At 73.1% G+C, this 18,980-nt stretch carries 15 protein-coding genes; 11 read left to right on the top strand and 4 right to left on the bottom strand.

Annotated features, from left to right (window positions below; genetic code table 11):
- Positions 1 to 15: 15 nt before the first annotated feature.
- The 3 genes from FE251_RS16020 (at position 16) to FE251_RS09465 (ending at position 4,938) form a co-directional block, all read left to right on the top strand.
- Entirely contained in the window at positions 16 to 3,522 is a 3,507-nt protein-coding gene (locus FE251_RS16020) for a S8 family serine peptidase (protein ID WP_223147517.1), read from the top strand.
- 161 nt (positions 3,523 to 3,683) lie between these two features.
- A complete protein-coding gene (locus FE251_RS09470) occupies positions 3,684 to 4,241 on the top strand; it encodes an Ltp family lipoprotein (RefSeq protein ID WP_139948598.1) in 558 nt (185 codons plus the stop codon).
- Between the two features lie 166 nt (positions 4,242 to 4,407).
- Complete coding sequence (locus tag FE251_RS09465) at positions 4,408 to 4,938, top strand: UDP-N-acetylmuramate dehydrogenase (RefSeq protein WP_139948597.1); 531 nt, start codon at positions 4,408 to 4,410, stop codon at positions 4,936 to 4,938.
- A gap of 50 nt (positions 4,939 to 4,988) precedes the next feature.
- Here FE251_RS09465 and FE251_RS09460 read toward each other — a convergent pair whose 3' ends face one another.
- Positions 4,989 to 7,478, bottom strand: a complete 2,490-nt coding sequence (locus FE251_RS09460) for an excinuclease ABC subunit UvrA (RefSeq protein WP_139948596.1) — start codon at positions 7,476 to 7,478, stop codon at positions 4,989 to 4,991.
- Positions 7,479 to 7,601: 123 nt separating this feature from the next.
- On the opposite strand from FE251_RS09460, the gene FE251_RS09455 reads away from it, so the two are divergent.
- The gene (locus tag FE251_RS09455) at positions 7,602 to 8,039 is read left to right on the top strand and encodes a nitroreductase family deazaflavin-dependent oxidoreductase (RefSeq protein WP_139948595.1); all 438 of its coding nucleotides are present in this window, start codon (positions 7,602 to 7,604) and stop codon (positions 8,037 to 8,039) included.
- 7 nt (positions 8,040 to 8,046) lie between these two features.
- Here the strand turns inward: FE251_RS09455 and FE251_RS09450 are convergent, their stop codons facing one another.
- On the bottom strand, positions 8,047 to 8,442 hold the full coding sequence (locus FE251_RS09450) for a VOC family protein (RefSeq protein WP_330998288.1): 396 nt from the start codon (positions 8,440 to 8,442) through the stop codon (positions 8,047 to 8,049).
- 145 nt (positions 8,443 to 8,587) lie between these two features.
- On the opposite strand from FE251_RS09450, the gene FE251_RS09445 reads away from it, so the two are divergent.
- Entirely contained in the window at positions 8,588 to 9,745 is a 1,158-nt protein-coding gene (locus tag FE251_RS09445) for a pyridoxal phosphate-dependent aminotransferase (RefSeq protein WP_139949306.1), read from the top strand.
- Between the two features lie 570 nt (positions 9,746 to 10,315).
- A complete protein-coding gene (locus tag FE251_RS09440) occupies positions 10,316 to 11,134 on the top strand; it encodes an Ltp family lipoprotein (RefSeq protein WP_139948594.1) in 819 nt (272 codons plus the stop codon).
- 203 nt (positions 11,135 to 11,337) lie between these two features.
- Here the strand turns inward: FE251_RS09440 and FE251_RS09435 are convergent, their stop codons facing one another.
- Positions 11,338 to 12,522, bottom strand: a complete 1,185-nt coding sequence (locus FE251_RS09435) for a winged helix DNA-binding domain-containing protein (RefSeq protein ID WP_139948593.1) — start codon at positions 12,520 to 12,522, stop codon at positions 11,338 to 11,340.
- A 31-nt stretch (positions 12,523 to 12,553) separates the two neighbouring features.
- Complete coding sequence (locus FE251_RS09430) at positions 12,554 to 13,888, bottom strand: MFS transporter (protein WP_139948592.1); 1,335 nt, start codon at positions 13,886 to 13,888, stop codon at positions 12,554 to 12,556.
- A gap of 72 nt (positions 13,889 to 13,960) precedes the next feature.
- On the opposite strand from FE251_RS09430, the gene FE251_RS09425 reads away from it, so the two are divergent.
- From FE251_RS09425 to FE251_RS09405, 5 genes are all read left to right on the top strand, one after another.
- Positions 13,961 to 15,004 (top strand): substrate-binding domain-containing protein, encoded by a 1,044-nt coding sequence (locus FE251_RS09425; RefSeq protein WP_168202701.1) that lies wholly within the window; start codon positions 13,961 to 13,963, stop codon positions 15,002 to 15,004.
- Between the two features lie 27 nt (positions 15,005 to 15,031).
- The gene (locus FE251_RS09420; RefSeq protein WP_139948591.1) at positions 15,032 to 16,039 is read left to right on the top strand and encodes an ABC transporter permease; all 1,008 of its coding nucleotides are present in this window, start codon (positions 15,032 to 15,034) and stop codon (positions 16,037 to 16,039) included.
- Complete coding sequence (locus FE251_RS09415; protein ID WP_139948590.1) at positions 16,036 to 16,815, top strand: ATP-binding cassette domain-containing protein; 780 nt, start codon at positions 16,036 to 16,038, stop codon at positions 16,813 to 16,815. The genes FE251_RS09420 and FE251_RS09415 overlap by 4 nt, the downstream gene beginning before the upstream one ends.
- Positions 16,816 to 16,820: 5 nt before the next feature.
- Positions 16,821 to 17,447 carry a nucleoside/nucleotide kinase family protein gene (locus FE251_RS09410; RefSeq protein WP_456237488.1) on the top strand — a complete coding sequence of 209 codons (627 nt, stop codon included), beginning with the start codon at positions 16,821 to 16,823 and terminating at the stop codon, positions 17,445 to 17,447.
- Between the two features lie 358 nt (positions 17,448 to 17,805).
- Complete coding sequence (locus FE251_RS09405) at positions 17,806 to 18,963, top strand: LPXTG cell wall anchor domain-containing protein (RefSeq protein WP_179954750.1); 1,158 nt, start codon at positions 17,806 to 17,808, stop codon at positions 18,961 to 18,963.
- Positions 18,964 to 18,980: the final 17 nt, after the last annotated feature.

The raw sequence follows: 18,980 nt of genomic DNA, 5'->3' as shown, positions 1-18,980 counted from the left end.
CATGGGGGAACCTCCGTGACACCACCGATCCACTCGCCCCGCGGAGCGCGCCGTTGCGCCCGCGCCGGACTGAGCCTGGGCGCCGCCACCGCGCTCGTCCTCACGCTCGCCGGACCCGCCGCCGTCGCCGACACCGGTGACGGCGTGACGTCCCTCGGTACGGCCGCCGACCTGGGCGTCTCCGTCCCGGGCGACGCCGCCGAGCTCACCAGTGAGTTCGCCGCCTCGCCGACGGGCGCCTACTTCGTGGAGTTCGCACCGCGGCCCACCACCCAGGGCGGGAGCACCGCCTCTGTCCAGCGCGTCCAGCGCGACTTCGTCTCCGAGGCGCAGGACGCCGGCATCGACCTCGAGGTCCGGCACACCTTCTCCAGCCTGTGGAGCGGAATCTCGGCCGACATCGACGACGCCGACATCGAGCGCGTGGCCGACCTGCCGCAGGTGCGGGCCGTCTACCCGGTCCTGCCCGTCGCCGCGCCGGAGCGTCCGGTCTCCGAGCCGGAGCTGCGCACCGCGCTGACGATGAGCGGCGCGGACGTCGCCCAGAGCGAGCTGGGCTTCACCGGCGAGGGCCTCAAGGTCGGCGTCATCGACACCGGCGTCGACTACGACCACCCCGACTTCGGCGGCGCCGGCGTCGACGGCGAGACCCCCTTCCCCAACGACAAGGTCGTCGCGGGCTACGACTTCGTCGGCGACGACTTCAACGCCGACTCCACGAGCGCCGGCTACCAGCCCGTGCGCTTCCCCGACGCCGACCCCGACGACTGCGGCGGTCACGGCACGCACGTGGCCGGGATCGTCGCCGCTGATGGCGACACCGCCGCCGGCGGCGTGCGCGGCGTCGCGCCCGACGCCCAGATCGGCGCCTACCGCGTCTTCGGCTGCGAAGGCTCGACAGAGAGCGACATCATGGTCGCCGCCATGGAGCGCGCCCTGGCCGACGGCATGGACGTCGTCAACCAGAGCATCGGCTCGGCCTTCTCCACCTGGCCGCAGTACCCCACGGCCGTGGCGAGCGACAACCTCGTCGACGCCGGCGTCGTCATGGTCGCCTCCATCGGCAACAGCGGCGCCTCCGGCACGTGGTCGGCCGGAGCGCCCGGTGTGGGCGAGGACGTCATCGGCGTCGCCTCCTTCGACAACGTCTCGGTGACCGCCAACGTCGTCGACATCGACGGCGAGCAGCACCCCTACTTCCCGGCCACCGGCTCGCCCGAGCCGCCGACCGAGGGCTCCCTGCCGCTGACCCGGCTCGGTGACCCGGGCACTCCCGCGGCGCGCGGCTGCCCGGACGTCCCGACGTCCGTCGCCGGCCAGGCGGTGCTCATCGAGCGCGGCGCTGACCCGGCCGACTCGGGCTGTGACGCGAGCTTCTACGCCAAGGCGCTGCGGGCGCAGACCGCGGGCGCGGCGGCCGTGCTCATCTACAACAACGTCCCCGGGCTCATCAACCCGACCGTCGAGGGCGCCACGCCGATCACCATCCCGGTCATCGCCATCTCCCAGTCCGCCGGCCTCGCCGCGGACGCGGCGGTGCTCGACGGGGGCGCGACCCTCACCTGGACCGACGAGGTGGGCACGACGCCGAACCCGACCGGCGGGCTGATCTCCTCGTTCAGCTCCTACGGGCTGGCCGCCGACCTCAGCCTCAAGCCCGACATCGGCGCCCCCGGCGGCAACATCTACTCGACCTACCCGCTGGAGAAGGAGGGCGGCTACGCCACCGCCTCCGGCACCTCCATGGCAGCGCCGCACGTCGCCGGCGCCGCGGCGCTCCTGCTCCAGGCGCGACCGGACCTCGACGCGCACGAGGTGCGGGACATCCTGCAGAACTCCGCCGACGCCGCCGCGTGGTCGGGCAACGCGACCGCCGGTCTCCTCGAGCCGGTCCACCGCCAGGGTGCCGGCATGCTCGACATCGACGCCGCGATCCTCGCGACCACGACGGTGACCCCGGGCAAGCTGTCTCTCGGGGAGTCCGAGGGCGGGCCCGTGACGAAGAACCTCACGGTGACGAACGACGGCGACGCGGCGGTGACCTACGACCTGTCGTCCACGGATGCCCTCGCCACCGCGGGCAACCCGGACAACCCGAGCTTCTTCGGTGGTGCGGCGACCGTCGTCATGCCGGACCTCGTCACCGTCCCGGCGGGGGAGAGCGTGACCTTCCCGGTCACCATCAGCCCCGCCGCGAGCCTGGAGCTCGCGCAGTACGGCGGGTACGTCGTCCTCACCCCGCAGGGCGAGGGCGAACCGCTGAGCGTGCCGTTCGCCGGGTTCGCGGGTGACTACCAGGCGCTCCCGCTGCTGGAGAACCTCGGCAACGTGGACCTCCCGGCGCTCGCCACGCTCACCGAGTGCGACCGGCTCATCGGGATCGACTGCACGGCCGGTGCCGAATGGGACCTCGCCGCTGCCAACACCTTCTTCTCGATGGCCGACGGCGACGTGCCCACGGTGCTCATCCACCTCGAGCACCCGGCACAGTCCCTGACGTTCACGGTCTTCCAGGCGATGCCCGAGGGCGCCGCCCCGAACGCGGCGACGCCCGGCCAGGCAGTGGCCCGGTTCGAGCAGCACGTGGGCCGTGACTCGGGTGGATTCACGGCGTGGACGTGGGACGGCACCCGGTCCACCACCGGCACCGCCCGCAGTGCGGTGCCCGACGGCCGCTACGTCCTCGAGGTCCGCGCCCTCAGCGCGCTCGGCGACCCGACCAACCCCGCGCACGTCGAGACGTGGTCCACCCCGGCCTTCGTCATCGACCGCGACGGCGACGGCCAGGTGCCGCCGCTCGAGCCGGAGCAGCCGGTCGAGCCGGAGCAGCCCGCGGTGCCGGAGTACGGGTTCTTCCTCAACGACGGCTGGTCGCCGGTGGCGGGTCACGTGTTCGCCTACGGCCGGTTCACCGACGAGGTGCTCATCGGTGACTGGGACGGCAACGGTACCGACACCATCACGGTGCGGCGGGGCAACGAGTTCCACGTGAACAACGCCCCGCGTGGCGGGGCAGCCGATGCGGTGTTCGTCTACGGGCGGCCCGGTGAGGTCGTGCTCGTGGGTGACTGGGACGGGGACGGGACCGACACCCTGGCGGTGCGCCGCGGGGCGGAGTACCACGTGAAGAACTCCCTGTCCGGTGGCCCGGCGGACCAGGTCGTGGTCTACGGCCGGGCCGGTGACTCCGTCCTGGTCGGTGACTGGGACGGGGACGGGGCCGACTCCTTCGCGGTGCGCCGCGGGGCGACCTACCACGTGAAGAACTCGATCGCCGCGGGTCGGGCCGATGAGGTCTTCACCTACGGTCGGCCCGCCGACGTCACCCTCGTGGGTGACTGGGACGGGGACGGGAAGGACACCTTCGCGGTGCGCCGCGGGGCGCAGTACTTCGTGAAGAACTCCCTGACCGCCGGCCAGGCGGACTTCACCCGGGTCTACGGCCGGGCCGGGGACGAGATCTTCGTGGGTGACTGGGACGGGGACGGCAAGGACTCCCTCGGGATCCGCCGCACCCCCTGACACCTGAACGCCTGAGCTCCTGAGCTCGAACGGCACGGGGTCCTGCACCACCACGGTGCAGGGCCCCGTGCCGCGTTTGTCCGTCCTCGCGCCCGTCGTGTCCTCATGCCTTGCGCGCACGTGCCGATAGTGCGGGGAGAGGCACCGAGGAGGGAGAGGCCGTGACGGAGCACCGCGAGGCGACCGGAGCGGCGTCGCCGCGCGCACGGGAGCACCACGCCGCCCGCCGCGGCGGGTCGCGGCGAGGGCCTGCGCGACTGGTCACGCCGGCACTGTCCGCGGCTCTCCTCATCGCTGTCCTCGGCTGCGGCGCCATGACCGACGAGGCCGCGGTCCGCGGCACGGACAAGGCCGAGCTCAAGGACGCCGGCTGGGCCGCTGCCGAGGCGACCGCCGACGCCGACCCCATCCCGACTCCCGACCAGGACGCGACCCCCGACGTCCACAGCGCACAGCGCTCGGCCAAGGCCTTCCTCGCCGCCGGGCCGGCGTCGCGCAGTGGGCTCATCGCCCAGCTCGAGTTCGAGGGTTACCCGGCGCGCGATGCGACCTGGGCCGTCGACCAGCTCGACATCGACTGGGAGGAGGAGGCCACCCGGTCGGCCACCGGCTACCTCCAGACCATGCCCTTCTCGCGCGACGGGTTGGTCGACCAGCTCCTCTCCGAGGGCTTCACCCAGGAGCAGGCCGAGCACGGCGTCACCGAGGCCGGCCTGTAAGCGGCGTCGGAGGGCCGAGGGAGTGCCGTGGCGGTCGGTCACTTGGCGCCCTCCCCGGTCGCCACGAAGGGCTGGTGCCCGTTGCGCGCAATGAGCCTTCGCCGCCTCCCCGTAGTCGGCGCGCCCGGCCTTGCGTGCTCCGGCGGGCGGGCGTGGGATGGGTGTCATGGACCTCTTCGCCCAGCCCGGAGCACCCCGGCTGCGGTTCGACGTCGACACCTCGGCGTGCGACCTCGACGACCTCGCGCCGTGCGGCGGCGTCGAGGTCACCGTCGGGGGCGACGTCGCGTGGGCCGACCTCGTGCAGCGGGCAGTGGCCTCCGCCTGGCCCGGGGTCGAGCGGCTGGGCGGGTACGGCGGCACCGTGGCCGACGTCGTCCGCGAGAACGCCGAGGCCGACGGGCAGGCGGTGGCCGACGTCGTCGCCTCCGTGACCGCCCACGACCTCACCGATAATCGAACCCGCGGCTTTGCCTTCACCGAGTGCGCGTTCGGTCCGGGCACGTCGCGCTTCCAGGAACGGCTGCCCGGCGGGCGGTACCGCTACGACGTCCTCGAGGTCGCCTTCCTCTTCCAGCTGGGCGACCTCACCACGCCGATCCGCGACCCGGAGCTCGCCGCCGCCCTCGGCGTCGAGCCCGGTGGCCGCGTGCCCATCGCGGAGTACGCGGCGCGTCGCGGCATCCGGAGAGGCTGACCCACCCTCAATCGCGGTGCACGATCCAGCGCTCGGCGCAGGAGGGTTCGTCAGCGCAGGTGGGCGGCGAGGTAGTGGCCGGTGAGGCTGGCGGCGTCGCGGGCGATGTGGTCCGGGGTACCGACGGCGACGACGCGGCCGCCGGCCTCGCCACCGCCCGGTCCCATGTCGATGACCCAGTCGGAGTTGGCGATGAGGTCGAGGTCGTGCTCGATGACGATGATCGTGGCGCCGCGGTCCGCGAGCCGCTGGAGCACCGCGAGCAGCGTGCGGACGTCGAGCGGGTGGAGCCCGACGCTCGGCTCGTCGAGGACGAACACGGCGTCGGACTGGTCGCGGTGGAGCTGGGTGGCGAGCTTGAGTCGTTGCGCCTCCCCGCCCGAGAGCGCAGGGGTGTCCTCACCGAGGGTGAGGTAGCCCAGACCGAGGTCGGCCAGCGCCTGCAGCCGGCGCCGCACCGGGGCGATGTCCCCGACCGCCTCGAGCGACTCGACGACGGTCAGCCCGAGCAGGTCGGGCAGGGAGAGCCCGCCGCGCCGGATCTCACTGGCCGCCGGTGCGTAGCGGGAGCCGCCGCAGTCGGGGCAGGCGATGTCGACGTCGGGCAGGAACTGCACGTCGAGGGAGACCTGGCCGGTGCCCTGGCAGCGCGGGCAGGCCAGCGAGCCGGTGTTGTAGGAGAAGTCCGACGCGGTGAGACCACGGCCGCGCGCGTCGTCGGTCTGGGCGTAGGCCTTGCGCAGGTCGTCGTACACCCCGGAGTAGGTGGCGACGGTCGAGCGGACGTTGACGCCGATCGGCGTCGCGTCGACGGTGTGCACCCGGCGGATCCCCGGGGCGTCGATCTCGCGCACGTGGGCCGGGACCCGGTGCGCGTCGTCGTCCCCGGAAACGGCGAGGAGCGCCGGGACGAGCGACTCGAGGACGAGCGTCGTCTTGCCCGAGCCGGACACCCCGGTGACGGCGACCAGCCGCCCCGTCGGCAGCTCCACCTCCAGCGGGTGCACGGTGTGGATGGCGCCGGTGGCGAGGCGGATGCGCCCGGCGTCGAACATCGCCGCCTCCGTCGCGCGCTCGCGGACGACGACGGGCTCCTCGCCGGTGAGGAAGCCCTGGAGCAGGGAGTCGGGTTCGGCCGCGAGGTCGGCCGCGGTGCCCCGGGCGACCACCCGACCGCCGGCGGCGCCCGAGCCCGGCCCGATCTCGATGAGCCAGGACGCCTCGCGCAGGATCTGGACGTCGTGGTCGACGAAGACCACCGAGTTGCCGTCGGCGAGGAGGTCACGCATGACCCCGAGCAGGCCGTCGACGTTCGAGGGGTGCAGCCCGATGGACGGCTCGTCGAGCACGTAGAGGACGCCGGTCGTCCGGTTGCGCACGGCGCGTGCGAGCTGGACACGCTGGCGCTCGCCGGTAGACAGGGTGGAGCCGGCGCGGTCGAGGGTGAGGTAGCCCAGGCCGAGCTCGACGAGCCGGCGGGCCATCGACCGGAGCGTCTGGACGAGGCCGTCGGCCATCTCGTGCATGTCCGGCGGGAGGGGCGCGGTGACGGTGCCGGACCAGGCAACGACGTCGTCGAGGGTCATCGCGGTGACGTCGGCCAGCCCGAGCTCACCGATGCGGGGAAGGCGGGCGCGCTCGCTCAGCCGGGTGCCGCTGCACGCCGGGCACACGCGTTCGGTGAGGAATCGGGCGACCCGGCTGAGGCGCTTCTCGTCGGTCGCCCGCTTGAGCTCCTCGGTGACCGTGAGGCGGGCGTTGCGGAAGGTGAAGTCGAGGTCGTAGACCGACGTCTTCGTCGGGAAGGTGATGTGCTTCTTCTCCTCCGGGCCGGCGAAGACGATCTCGCGCTCCCAGTCGGACAGGTCCCGGAAGGGCACGTCGGTCCGCACGCCGAACTCCCGGGCGATGGCGGGCTGGACCTTGAAGTTGAACATCTGCCAGGGCAGCACAGCGCCCTCGTCGATGGTCTTGGACTCGTCGGGAACGAGGGTGGCGTCGTCGACGTCGCGCACGACGCCGGTGCCCGTGCACTCCGGGCAGGCACCCTCGGAGTTGAAGGCGAGCTGCTCGGCACCCGGCGCCGCGACGGTCGCGCCGCACTCGGGGCAGGTGAAGGGCACCTCGGCGGCGACGTCGATCGTCGGCGGCACCCGGTGGCCGTTCGGGCACACGTGCGTGGCGAGCCGGGAGAACATCAGCCGCAGCACGTTGAGCAGCTCGGTCGAGGTGCCGAACGTCGAGCGCACGCCCGGGACGCCGGGCCGTTGCCGCAGCGCGAGGGCCGCCGGCACGTGCTCGACGGAGTCGACGGCGGCCCGCGGGGCGTGCGCCATCCGGCGCCGCGTGTAGGTGGACAGCGCCTCGACGTACCGCCGCGACCCCTCGGCGTACAGGACCCCGAGCGCGAGGGACGACTTGCCCGAGCCAGACACCCCCGCGACGGCCACGAGCTCCCGCAGCGGGATGTCGACGTCGATGTGCTTGAGGTTGTGCACGCGCGCGCCGCGCACCGAGATGTGGTCGGGGGACGAGGTCATCCGGTCCTCCTCACCGGTCGGGACAGGCGCACGGGCAGAGGCCGAGCGTAACGACGTCCTGGGACGCCGGCTCCGGCAGCGCTCCCCGCTGCCGCGACCCGACCGCCGTGTTAGACAGGTGTCATGCCTCTTGACGGTGAGTACGCCCCGAGCCCTGCCACCCGCGCCCGCGAGCAGGCCGAGCTCTACGAACGGACCGGCGGGAAGGAGGGCGGCACGCTCGGCGGGCGGCCCGTCGTCATCCTCACCAGCCGCGGCGCGAAGACCGGCAAGCTGCGCAAGACGCCGCTCATGCGGGTCGAGCACGACGGCGCCTACCTCGTCGTCGCCTCGATGGGCGGTGTGCCGAAGCACCCCGTCTGGTACCACAACCTCGTCGCCCATCCCGAGGTCGAGCTGCAGGACGGCGCCGAGAAGTGGGACATGACCGCCCGCGAGCTCAGCGGCGAGGAGCGCGAGGTGTGGTGGGAGCGGGCCGTCGCGGCGTTCCCGCCCTACGCCGACTACCAGGAGCGCACCGAGCGGGTCATCCCCATCCTCCTGCTGGAGCGCCAGGACTGAGCGGCGCTCAGACCTCCTCCAGCACGGACAGGACGTTGCCGGCCGGGTCGGGGAACCAGGCGATGACCGGCCCGCCGCCGCGGAAGATGCCGTCCGCGTCCGTCTCCATCGGGGTGCCGGGGTAGCGCTCGAAGACCACCCCGCGGCGCGTCAGCTCGGCGACCGTCGCCTCGACGTCGGGCACCGGGAAGTTGAGGACGGTGTAGGTCGCGGGGACGTGGTCGGACTTGGCGTAGGCGACCACCCGGGCGCCCCCGGGCAGCCCGATGAGGACGACGCCGGGCTCGCCCGCCTCGCTCACCTCCAGACCGAGGGTGTCCCGGTAGAACCGGGTGGCGGCGTCGATGTGGTCGACGGAGAAGCCGGCGAAGGCGCTGGTGTGCTCGAACAGTGGAGTGCTCATGGGGTGTAGACCCGCGGGCGACACAGGAGTCATCGCGGCCGGGCAACGCGCCGACGCCCGCCTAGCATGAGGGCATGTCCCAGGCAGGTGAGGGAGTGCAGTCGTGACGCCGTCCGCCCGCTCGGCGGTCCCGCCGTTCCAGGTCATGTCGATCCTCGACCGGGTCGCCCGGCTGCGCGCGGAGGGCCGCGACGTCATCTCGCTCTGCGCCGGTGAGCCCGCGGGTGGCGCGCCGCGCGAGGTGCGCGAGCTCGCAGCGGCCACGCACGCCTCCGGTGCCGCGCTCGGGTACACGAGCGCGGTCGGTCTGTGGTCGGTGCGCGAGGCGATCGCCGGCCACTACGCGCGCTGGTACGGGCTCGAGGTCGCCCCCGAGCAGGTCGCCGTCGCCACCGGGTCCTCCGGGGCGTTCATGCTCACCTTCCTCGCCGCGTTCGACGTCGGCGACGTCGTCGTCCTCGCCCGGCCCGGCTACCCCGCCTACCGCAACATCCTGCGGACCCTCGGCTGCCGGGTGGTGGAGGTCGACTGCGGGGCGGACACCGGCTTCCAGCCCACGCCCGAAGTGCTCGACGCCGCGCTCGCGGAGCACGGGCGCATCGCCGGGCTCGTCGTCGCCTCCCCGGCCAACCCCACCGGCACGATGATCGACCGCGAGCGGATGACGGCGCTGGCGGCCTGGTGCGCCGAGCACGACGTGCGCCTCGTGAGCGACGAGATCTACCACGGCATCACCTACCCGACCGACCCCGCGGCGCCCGACGCGCGCGGGGTGTGCGCGTGGGACGTGCCGGGCGCCGAGTCCGCCGTCGTCGTCTCGTCGTTCTCCAAGTACTGGGGGATGACCGGCTGGCGGCTCGGGTGGGCGCTGCTGCCCGCCGACCTCGTCGCGTCGGTCGACGCGCTCGCCGGGAACATCGCCCTCTGCCCGCCGGCCCCCGCACAGCTCGCCGCGCTCGGGGCGTTCTCCGAGGCGAGCTACGCCGAGGCCGACGGGCGCGTCGCCGGCCTCGCCCGCACCCGCAGTCTTTTGCTCGAGGACGTCCCGTCGCTCGGCTGGGGGCCGCTCGCTCCCGCCGACGGCGCCTTCTACCTCTACGCGGGCCTGGGGGAGCGGCTGGGCGGGTACGCGTCCTCGGTCGAGTGGTGCGCGGCGCTGCTCGAGGAGGAGGGTGTGGCCCTCGTGCCCGGTGTCGACTTCGACGGCGCGCACGGGCAGGGGTACGTGCGGCTGTCATTCGCCGCCGGCGCGGACGCCGTCGCGGAGGCGGTCACGCGGATCCGGAGGTTCCAGGAGCGCTGACCGCGCCAGAACAGGGCGAAGCGCAGAGCTCGACGTCGGCGGTCCAGCCCCGCACGGCGTGGAGGTCGACTTTGCCACCTCCCGCGCGGCCTCACGACGACGCCTGATCCCCCCTCTCCCGTCCCTCCCACTCTGAGACACCCCTGACGACCCTGGGAAACCCCTCGCAACACCCCTGGGCACCCCGGAAGGGTGTCCCAGATGAACTGACGCCCAGTCCTTCGCCCTGCCTGCCGTCTGGGACACCCCTTTGGCGACTGAGACGCCTCTCACCGCACGCGGCGACGCTCCATACGGTGTCCCAGAGGAATGCTCGAGCAGGACCCCGCGCAGCCAGCCTCGGGCGCGACTCAAACCCTGCGGACACCCCGCCCAGCGTCGGAGCGCCCCAGATGGGCGTCCCAGGGCCTTGCCTGCGAGAGCCAGCGGAGCAACAGGCCGGTTTGGCAATGTCGTCCGACCGCGCCCCGAACCGGACGATCGAAACGACTACGGCAGTTCTGCCGCGGCGTTACGGTCCCTTTACTGCCTCTGGCAGCACCTCCACTATCAGATAGGACGGGCCGCGACATGGCTCAGCGTTTCAATCCTGCTCCCGGCTGGCCGGATCCGCCGGAGGGGTGGATTCCCCCTCACGGCTGGCAACCGCCGGCCGAATGGCCGACCGCACCTCCCGGTTGGCATTATGTGGTCGACGACGATCACCCGGTGGCCGTCCATGACCAAAGCGCGGCGCCACATCACACGAGTCCGTCCCGCCCGTGGTACCGGAAGAAGCGCCTCCTGATACCGGCTGCGGGGCTAGTCGCCATCCTCGGGATCGCCGCCTTGGGCGGTGGACAGGATGAGCCCGCACCAACCGCATCGGTGGAGAGCACGACAGACGCCGTCGAGCGCGAGACCGAGACCGCTGATGGCGAGGCTGAGGCTGAGGCCGCAGCCGAGAGGGAGGCCGAGTCCGCTGCCCAGGCCGAGGCAGAAGCGGCGGCAGAGGCGGAAGCCGAAGCGGCGGCTCAGGCCGAGGCAGAAGCGGAAGCCGCGGCGCAGGCCGAAGCTGAGGCCGCTGCGGCGGCCCCGCAAATGAGCCCCGCCCAGTCCAACGCTCTGCGTGCCGCCGAGAACTATCTCTCGTTCATGCCGTTCTCACGGGATGGACTGATCGAACAGCTCTCGTCGGAGTACGGGGATGGGTATTCGGTCGAGGATGCGACGTTCGCAGCGGACAACGTGCAAGTGGATTGGAACGAGCAGGCCGCAAGAGCGGCGGAGAACTACCTCGAGATCATGCCGTTCTCGCGGGACGGGCTCATCGACCAACTGACGTCAGAGCACGGGGACCGCTACACCCTGGAGCAGGCAACCTACGGGGTGGACCAGGCAGGTCTGTAACGGCCACGCATACGAGAATCCTGTTCTCGGCCGGGCGGAACTCGGCTCTCGGGCGGAAGTCCGCTGACACGCTGAAGTCGGCTCTCGTGCGGAAGTCGGCTGTCGCGCGGAAGTCGGCTGTCGTGCGGAAGTCGGCTGTCGTGCGGAACTCGGCTGTCGCGGGGGAGAGAGGGAGGGGGCGAGGGCTTGATTAGGGGCTGGGGCTACGGGAGGCGGGCCTGCTTCATCAACGCGTTGGAGTAGACGTTGGAGATGCGGGTCCCGCCGAGCCAGGCGGTGAGCCGGGCGGCCTCGGCGTCGAGGGCGGCCCTGCCCTCGGCGCCGACGTCGCGGTGCGGGACGACGCGGACGGCGCCGTCGTCGTCCTGCACCCAGGCGCCGACGATCCGCCCGCCCCACCAGGCCGTGTTCCCAGCGTTCCCGTTGGTGTCGAAGAGGTACGGGACGTCGGCGGGGTCGAGGTAGAAGCCGCGGCCCTTCCAGCCCATCGTCGTGGGGTCGAGGGTGGGCAGGAGGGCCGCCCAGGGCCCGGGGTCCGGGACCGGCTCCTCGTCACCGGGCAGCACCCAGCCGACCTGCCCGCCGTCGAGCGACACCTCCACCGCGTCGAGGGCGGCGAGCGCGGACCGCACGGCGGCCTTGGTCGAGCCGAGCCACCACTGGACGTCCTCGACGGTGCCGGGGCCGAATGTCGTCAGCCAGCGGCGGACGAGCTCGGCGTACCCCTCGTCGGAGGTCAGCGGAGCGGGACGCTCGCCGAGCCACGCGTCCGCGAGCGTCCACGTCGGGCGGTTGATGCGCCAGTGACCCGCGTTGGGACCGCGGGAGATCCGCCCCTCCGCGCCGAGCATGGTGAGGACGCGGGGGCCGATCTGGAACGTGCCCCCGTACTTCTTGTCGAGGTTGACCGTCATGGAGCCGGTGAGCTCGGGGACCCGCTCCCGCAGCTCGCGCGCCGACAGCGGGCCGGACCGGGCGAGGTGGGCCAGGACGGCGCTCGCGGCCGCGTCGACCCACGCGGCGCCGTCGTCGGCCACCCCGTGCTTCTCGATGTCGCGGGCGATGACCCGGCGCTGCTCGGCGGCCACCCGCGCGCTCGCGCTGCCGAGCGTGGCCGGCAGCAGGTCACGCGGGAAGACGAACAGGGTCCGGCGCATCGCGAGCTGCTTGACCAGCGAGCGGTCCTCGTACAGCGCGGCGTCGACGTCCTCCGGGCTCACGCCCTCGGTGCGGGCGTGGACCGCGAGGTGGACCGTCGCCGGTTCCGTCGCGTGCAGGACGGTCATCGCCCGCGTGACGGCCACCGGGTCGGCCAGCCGGTGGGCGGGGTGCAGGCCGTGGCGCACCGCGAGGCGGGCGCGGCGCTCGGCGTCGTCGATGTGGCGCATCGGGGTCCACTATGCCGGGCGGGGCACCAGTTCAGGCGGTGCGCGCGCCGACGGTCCGCCGCGGCAGCCCGACAGCGACGACGGTGGCCGCCCCGATGAGCGCCACGGACGCGAGCACGGTCCCGCCCCACGCGCCGAGCTCCCACGCCTGGCCGAGCACCACCCCGCCCACCGAGGAGCCGAGGTAGTAGGCGAACGTGTAGAGCCCGGAGCCGTCCGACGGCCGCGGGCTCAGGCGGGCGGCGTTCGCCGACGCGGTCGCGTGGACCATGAAGAAGCCCGCGGCCACGACGGCCAGCCCCACCCACACGAGGACGAGCGAGTCCGGGACGGTGAGCCCCACCCCGGCCAGGCACGCCGCCAGCCCGACGAGCGCCGTCGTCCGCAGCCCGGCGCGCCGCTCGAGGCGCCCGGCGAGCGAGGACGTCGCCGTCCCGGCGAGGTAGGTGAGGTAGAACATCGAGCCGATCCCGGTGCCGAGGAGGAACGGCGGGGCGCTCGTCCGGTAGCCGATGACGTTGTAGATCCCGACGAACATCGCCATCGCGAGCCCGGCGAGGACGTAGAGACGCACCCGTGCGGCGCGACCGGCGGCCGGGCCCCGCCCGGCGGGCGTATCACGCACGGTGCGGGTCCGGGCGGTGATCCCGCCCGGCAGGAGGAGGAACGCCGCCGCGGTGAGCGCCGCACCGACGACGGCGACGACGAGCAGCGCCGTGCGCCACGAGGCGACGTCGGCGACGACGCCGCCGAGCACCCGCCCGCCCATCCCGCCCACGGTCGTGCCCGCGATGTAGAGCCCGGCCACCCGCGTCACCGATCCCGGGTCGATGTTCTCCGCCACCCACGCCACCGCGGCGGCGGGCACGGCCGCCAGCGCCACGCCCTGCACACCCCGGGCCACGAGCAGGAGCGCGAACGACGGCGCGAACGCGGCGAGGATCCCGGCGGCTGCGGCCGCAGCGAGTCCCAGGACCATGAGCCGGCCCCGCCCCAGCCGCTCGGACAGCCGCGCGAAGGGCAGGACGGCGACCGCGATGGCGAGCGTCGAGACCGAGACGAGCAGGCTCGCCCGGGTCGCGTCGACGCCCAGGTCGCGCGAGACGAGCGGGAGCAGCGGCTGGACGACGTAGATCATCGCGAAGGCGGCGACGCCGGTGGCCGCGAGTGCGAGCAGGGCTCGGCGGAACCGCGGGTCCGCCGGTCGCAGACCCGCACCGGGAGGATGCGGGGCGGGCACCCGGTCACTGTAGGTGCCACGGACCGGGAGCGCGGGGAGTCCGGAGGGCACGCGCGTCCCGTGGACGACGAGCGGGGCGCCTGGTGCTGCGACGCCCCGGCGACGCGCCCGCGCGGTGCTTGCCACGCGGGGAGCGCACTGGTTCACTCGCGCCATGTCGGTGTGACGTACACCACATTGGACGCAGGGGGGCGTGCCGTGAAGACGAACCGACCGACGACAGGACAGCAGGGCCGAGGACTGCTCGCCATCGGGGCGGCCGCGCTCCTCCTCGCGGCGTGCGGCTCCGACGCCGAGCCCGACGGCGGCGAGACAACCACCGGGGGCGGTGCGACCGGTGGCGAGGACGTGAGCATCGGGCTCATCACCAAGACCGAGACGAACCCGTTCTTCGTCACCATGCGGGAGGTCGCCGCCGACTACGCCGACGAGCAGGGTGTCGAGCTCACGGCGCTCGCCGGCGCGTTCGACGGGGACAACGAGGGCCAGGTGCAAGCGATGGAGGACCTCATCGCCCAGGGCGTCGACGGCATCATGATCACCCCGAACAACTCCACCGGCGTCCTCAGTGCGATCGAGCAGGCGCGGGCGCAGGGCATCGTCGTCATCGCGCTCGACACCGCCACCGAGCCAGCGGACGCGGTCGACGCGACCTTCGCGACCGACAACCTCGAGGCCGGGCGGCTGCAGGGCGCCTACGTCCGCGCCGCCCTCGGGGAGGAGGAGCCGGCGCTCATCATGCTCGACGGCACCGCCGGGGGCACGGTCGACACCTTCCGCCACGACGGGTTCCTCGAGGGGTTCGGGGTCGAGGAGGGGGACGCGGCGATCCTCGGCGTGGAGAACACCCAGGGCGACCAGAACAACGCCCAGACCGCGATGGAGAACCTGCTCCAGCGCAACCCCGGCGTCAACGCCGTCTACACGATCAACGAGCCCGCCGCCCGCGGCGCCTACGCCGCGCTCGAGGCGCAGGGCCTCACCGACCAGGTGGTCATCGGCTCGATCGACGGCGGCTGCCAGGGCGTGCAGGACGTCGCCGACGGCCGGTACGCGGCGACCGTCATGCAGTTCCCGGCCGAGATGGTCCGCCAGGGCATGGACGCGGTCATCGAGGCCGCGGGCGGTGGCGAGGCGCCGTCCGGGTTCGTCGACACCGGCTCCGTCGTCATCACCGACGACCCTGTCGAGGGCATCGAGTCGGAGACCACGGAGTGGGGCCTGGAGAACTGCTGGGGCTGAGCGGGCCGACCGGAGAGGGGAGGGGCCATGCCACCCAGCAGCGGGACGGTCGAGGAGGCGCCGGCCGCCGTCGTCAGACGTGAGAGGCTCGGGCGCGCGCTGCGCAACCCGGTCATCGGCCCGCTCGGCGCGCTGGTCATCGCGATCGTCGTCTTCACCCTGACGACCGACACCTTCGCCACCGTCGGCAACGCCTCCCTCATCCTCCAGCAGTCCATCGTCATCGGGACGCTGGCGCTGGGGCAGACGCTCATCATCCTCACCGCGGGCATCGACCTCGCCAACGGCGCGATCGCGGTGCTCGGCACGATCGTCATGGCCAAGCACGTCGTCAACGGCGGGGACCCGTGGCTCGCGCTCGTCCTCGGGCTCGCCGTCACCATCCTCCTCGGGGCGGTGAGCGGGGTGCTCGTCACGCGGCTCGGGCTGCCGCCGTTCATCGTCACCCTCGGGATCCTCACCGTCACCTACGCGCTCGCCCGGCTCTACGCCGAGTCGCGCAGCTACCCGGTCGCCGACCGTGTCCTGCGGTTCTGGGGTGAGGGGATGACGGTGGCAGGAGTGCGTGTCACGTGGGGGTCCTTCCTCCTCCTCGGGCTGTTCGCCCTCTTCTGGTTCATGCTCGGCCGAACGGCCTGGGGCCGGCACGTCTACGCCGTGGGGAACGCGCCCGAGGCGGCCCGGCTCACCGGGATCAAGACGCGGCGCACGGTCCTGTCGGTCTACGTCGCCGCCGGCGCGCTCTACGGCATCGCCGCCTGGCAGGCGCTCGGGCGCATCCCCAACGCGGACCCCAACGCCTACCAGACCGGCAACCTCGACAGCATCACCGCCGTCGTCATCGGGGGGACGAGCCTGTTCGGCGGGCGGGGCAGCGTCGTCGGCACGCTCATCGGGACCCTGGTGGTCGGGGTCCTGCGCTCCGGCCTCACCCAGGCGGGCATCGACAACCTCTACCAGGACGTCGCCACCGGCGTGCTCGTCATCGTCGCCGTCTCTCTCGACCAGGTCTCCCGGCGGAGGGCGGCGCGATGAGCGACGACGACGTCCCGGTCCTCGAGGCGCGCGGGCTGAGCAAGTCCTACGGACACGTCCGGGCGATGGTCGACGCCGACTTCGACCTCCGTGCGGGGGAGGTGCTCGCCGTCGTCGGCGACAACGGCGCCGGCAAGTCGACGCTCATCAAGGTGCTGTCCGGTGCCGTCGTGCCGGACGCGGGGGAGATCCGGATGAACGGTGAGCCGGTGGCCTTCCGCTCCCCGCTCGACGCGCGGGAGCGGGGGATCGAGACGGTGTACCAGGACCTCGCCGTCGCCCCCGCGCTCGACATCGCCGCCAACCTCTTCCTCGGCCGAGAGCTCCGCCGCCCGGGTGTGGTGGGCAGGCTGTTCCGCGTGCTCGACGGCGGCGCGATGCGGGCCGAGGCCCGGCGCCAGCTCGAGTCCCTCGGAGTCCGCATCCCCGACGTGCGTCAGCCGGTGGAGACGCTCTCCGGAGGTCAACGGCAGAGCGTCGCGGTGGCGCGGGCGGCCGCCTTCGGCACCCGCCTCGTCATCATGGACGAGCCGACCGCCGCGCTCGGGGTGCGCGAGTCCCGGATGGTCCTCGACCTCATCCGGCGCATCCGTGACCGCGGCCTGCCCGTCGTGCTCATCTCCCACAACATGCCGCAGGTCTTCGAGATCGCGGACCGGATCCACATCCACCGGCTGGGTCGGCGGGCCGCCGTCGTGACGCCGGGAGCGAGCTCGATGCGGGAGGTCGTGGAGATCATGACGGGCGCGGCAGCCCCGGCGGGGGAGAGCACGTGAGCCCACTGCACCCGGGCGCCCTCGCCCCGGCCCTCCTGGAGCGCGCGTGGACCCTCGCCATGCGCCCCGGACGGCGCATCCTCGGCATCACCGGGGCACCCGGTGCCGGGAAGTCCACCCTGGCCCAGGCCCTCATGGAGGCGCTCGGGGACCGGGCCCGCCTCGTCGGGATGGACGGCTTCCACCTCGCCGAGGCTGAGCTCCGGCGGCTCGGACGGCACGACCGGAAGGGGGCGCCGGACACCTTCGACGCGCTCGGCTACGTGGCCCTGCTGCGGCGCCTCCGGGTCGGCGACGAGCGCGTGGTCTACGCGCCGGTCTTCAACCGCGCCCTGGAGGAGCCGATCGCGTGCGCCGTGCCGGTGCCGCGCGAGGTGCAGCTCGTCGTCACCGAGGGAAACTACCTCCTGGTCGACGACGGCGACTGGGCCGGCGTACGTTCGCTGCTCGACGAGTGCTGGTACGTCGACCTGCCGGCGGACGTCCGCGTCGCCCGGCTCATCGCCCGGCACGAGCGCTACGGCCGCTCCCCGGCGGAGGCCCGCGACCGGTCACTCGGCTCCGACCAGCGCAACGCCGAGGTCATCGCCGCGACGCGCGGACGTGCGGACCTCCTCGTTTCGGGGGCGTGAGCCGGTGCCCCCCCAGGGCGGCTCGCCCGGCTGACGGCCGACCCGTCGGGGGTGCCTGACACGGCGGCCCGCAAGTCGTTGTGGTGATCGACGAGTGACGCTATGGTCGGGCTAAATCGGTTCAGCATTCGTCGTCGCATGCGGAACACACGGGGAAGCAGCGCAGGTGGGCTAACCCGCCGCGCCGTCGACAGCCGGCCGGTCAGCTGGCAGGGATCGCACACGGATGTGCTCTGCCCGGCGCCGCCGACGGTGGGGGCCATGCCCTCGCACCTGTGGCCCCGGGCGTCGTCCCGCCAGGAGCACTGTCACAACAACTGGAGGAACCATGTTCGGACGTACTCGCACGAGTCGACGGTTGGCAACCGTCGCCATCGCCGTAGCGGCCCTGGTCGGTACCGGCACCGTGGCTGCCGCCGACACCCACGACGCCCCCGCGATCGACAGCTTCCACCCGGTCGCACGTGAAGCGGCCGCGGGCCTGCCCGACCGTACGGTCTACCGGCCCACCGACCTCGCGCCGGGCGAGCCCGTGCCGGTCCTCATCTGGGGCAACGGCGGCTGCCGGCCCGCGAACCCCTTCTTCATGAGCAGCCTGATGCTCATCGCCGCCCGTGGGTTCGTCGTCGTCGCGGACGGCGCTCCGGAGGCTCCGAGCAACACCCTCACCGGGATGCCGCAGCCCGACCGGATGATCGAGATCATCGACTGGCTAGAGACCAGTCCCCAGGCGCACGAGCAGCTCGGGTCCGCCATCGCGGACTCGCCGGTCGCGGTGTCCGGGAGCTCCTGCGGCGGCATCGAGGCGCTGGTCGCCGGGGCCGACCCGCGCGTGGACACCGTGATCTCCGCGAACAGCGGTCTGTTCGAGACGCCGGAGGGCGGCGAGCCGCCGCTCGGCTACGGTCGCGACAGGCTCGAGGACCTGCACACTCCCACGATGTTCCTCGACGGGGGGCCGTTGGACGGTGCGATGGGGAACACGATCGCCAACTACGAGCTGGCCACCGTGCCGGCCGTCTACGTGACGAACCCGCAGAACGGCCACGGCCAGTTCTTCTACGGTGTCCGCCTCGACGAGTCGGGCGACGTCCTCCCGCTGGACGGCATGGTGGAGAGCCTGGAGGAGCAGGTCGCCGTCTTCGTCAACTGGCTGGACTTCGTGCTCAACGGCAACGCACAGGCCGAGGCGTACTTCCTCGAGCCGTGCGGTCTGTGCGAGGTGCCCGGCTGGAGCGTCGAGTCGAAGGGCTGGGACGCGCTCGAGGAGCCGGTCGAAGAGCCGGCAGAGGAGCCCTCGGCGGAGCCGGCGCCCCCGCCCTCCGACCAGCCGACGGAGGCGCCTGTCGTGGACAGCACCGACGCGGCGCCCGCCCCGACCGGCGCCGGCGCCGGCGCGCTGCCCAGCACCGGCGCGGACGGCGTGATCCTCGGCGCCGTCGCGGCGCTCGTCCTGCTGACGGCCGGTGGTGCACTGGCAGGGGTCGTGCGCAGGCGCCGCTCCACCCTCGGCTGACACGGCAGCCCGGCGCC

It is taken from the genome of Georgenia wutianyii (genome assembly GCF_006349365.1).
Lineage (GTDB): Bacteria > Actinomycetota > Actinomycetes > Actinomycetales > Actinomycetaceae > Oceanitalea > Oceanitalea wutianyii.
Note: the sequence above shows the minus strand (reverse complement) of the source record. Positions and strands in the feature narration are given on the sequence as shown.

Coding starts and splice junctions, on each gene's coding strand:
- FE251_RS09415 (WP_139948590.1), top strand. CDS start 16,036: ATGAGCGACGACGACGTCCCGGTCCTCGAGGCGCGCGGGCTGAGCAAG.
- FE251_RS09455 (WP_139948595.1), top strand. CDS start 7,602: ATGCCTCTTGACGGTGAGTACGCCCCGAGCCCTGCCACCCGCGCCCGC.
- FE251_RS09420 (WP_139948591.1), top strand. CDS start 15,032: ATGCCACCCAGCAGCGGGACGGTCGAGGAGGCGCCGGCCGCCGTCGTC.
- FE251_RS09440 (WP_139948594.1), top strand. CDS start 10,316: ATGGCTCAGCGTTTCAATCCTGCTCCCGGCTGGCCGGATCCGCCGGAG.
- FE251_RS09445 (WP_139949306.1), top strand. CDS start 8,588: ATGTCGATCCTCGACCGGGTCGCCCGGCTGCGCGCGGAGGGCCGCGAC.
- FE251_RS09460 (WP_139948596.1), bottom strand. CDS start 7,478: ATGACCTCGTCCCCCGACCACATCTCGGTGCGCGGCGCGCGCGTGCAC.
- FE251_RS09465 (WP_139948597.1), top strand. CDS start 4,408: ATGGACCTCTTCGCCCAGCCCGGAGCACCCCGGCTGCGGTTCGACGTC.
- FE251_RS09450 (WP_330998288.1), bottom strand. CDS start 8,442: ATGAGCACTCCACTGTTCGAGCACACCAGCGCCTTCGCCGGCTTCTCC.
- FE251_RS09435 (WP_139948593.1), bottom strand. CDS start 12,522: ATGCGCCACATCGACGACGCCGAGCGCCGCGCCCGCCTCGCGGTGCGC.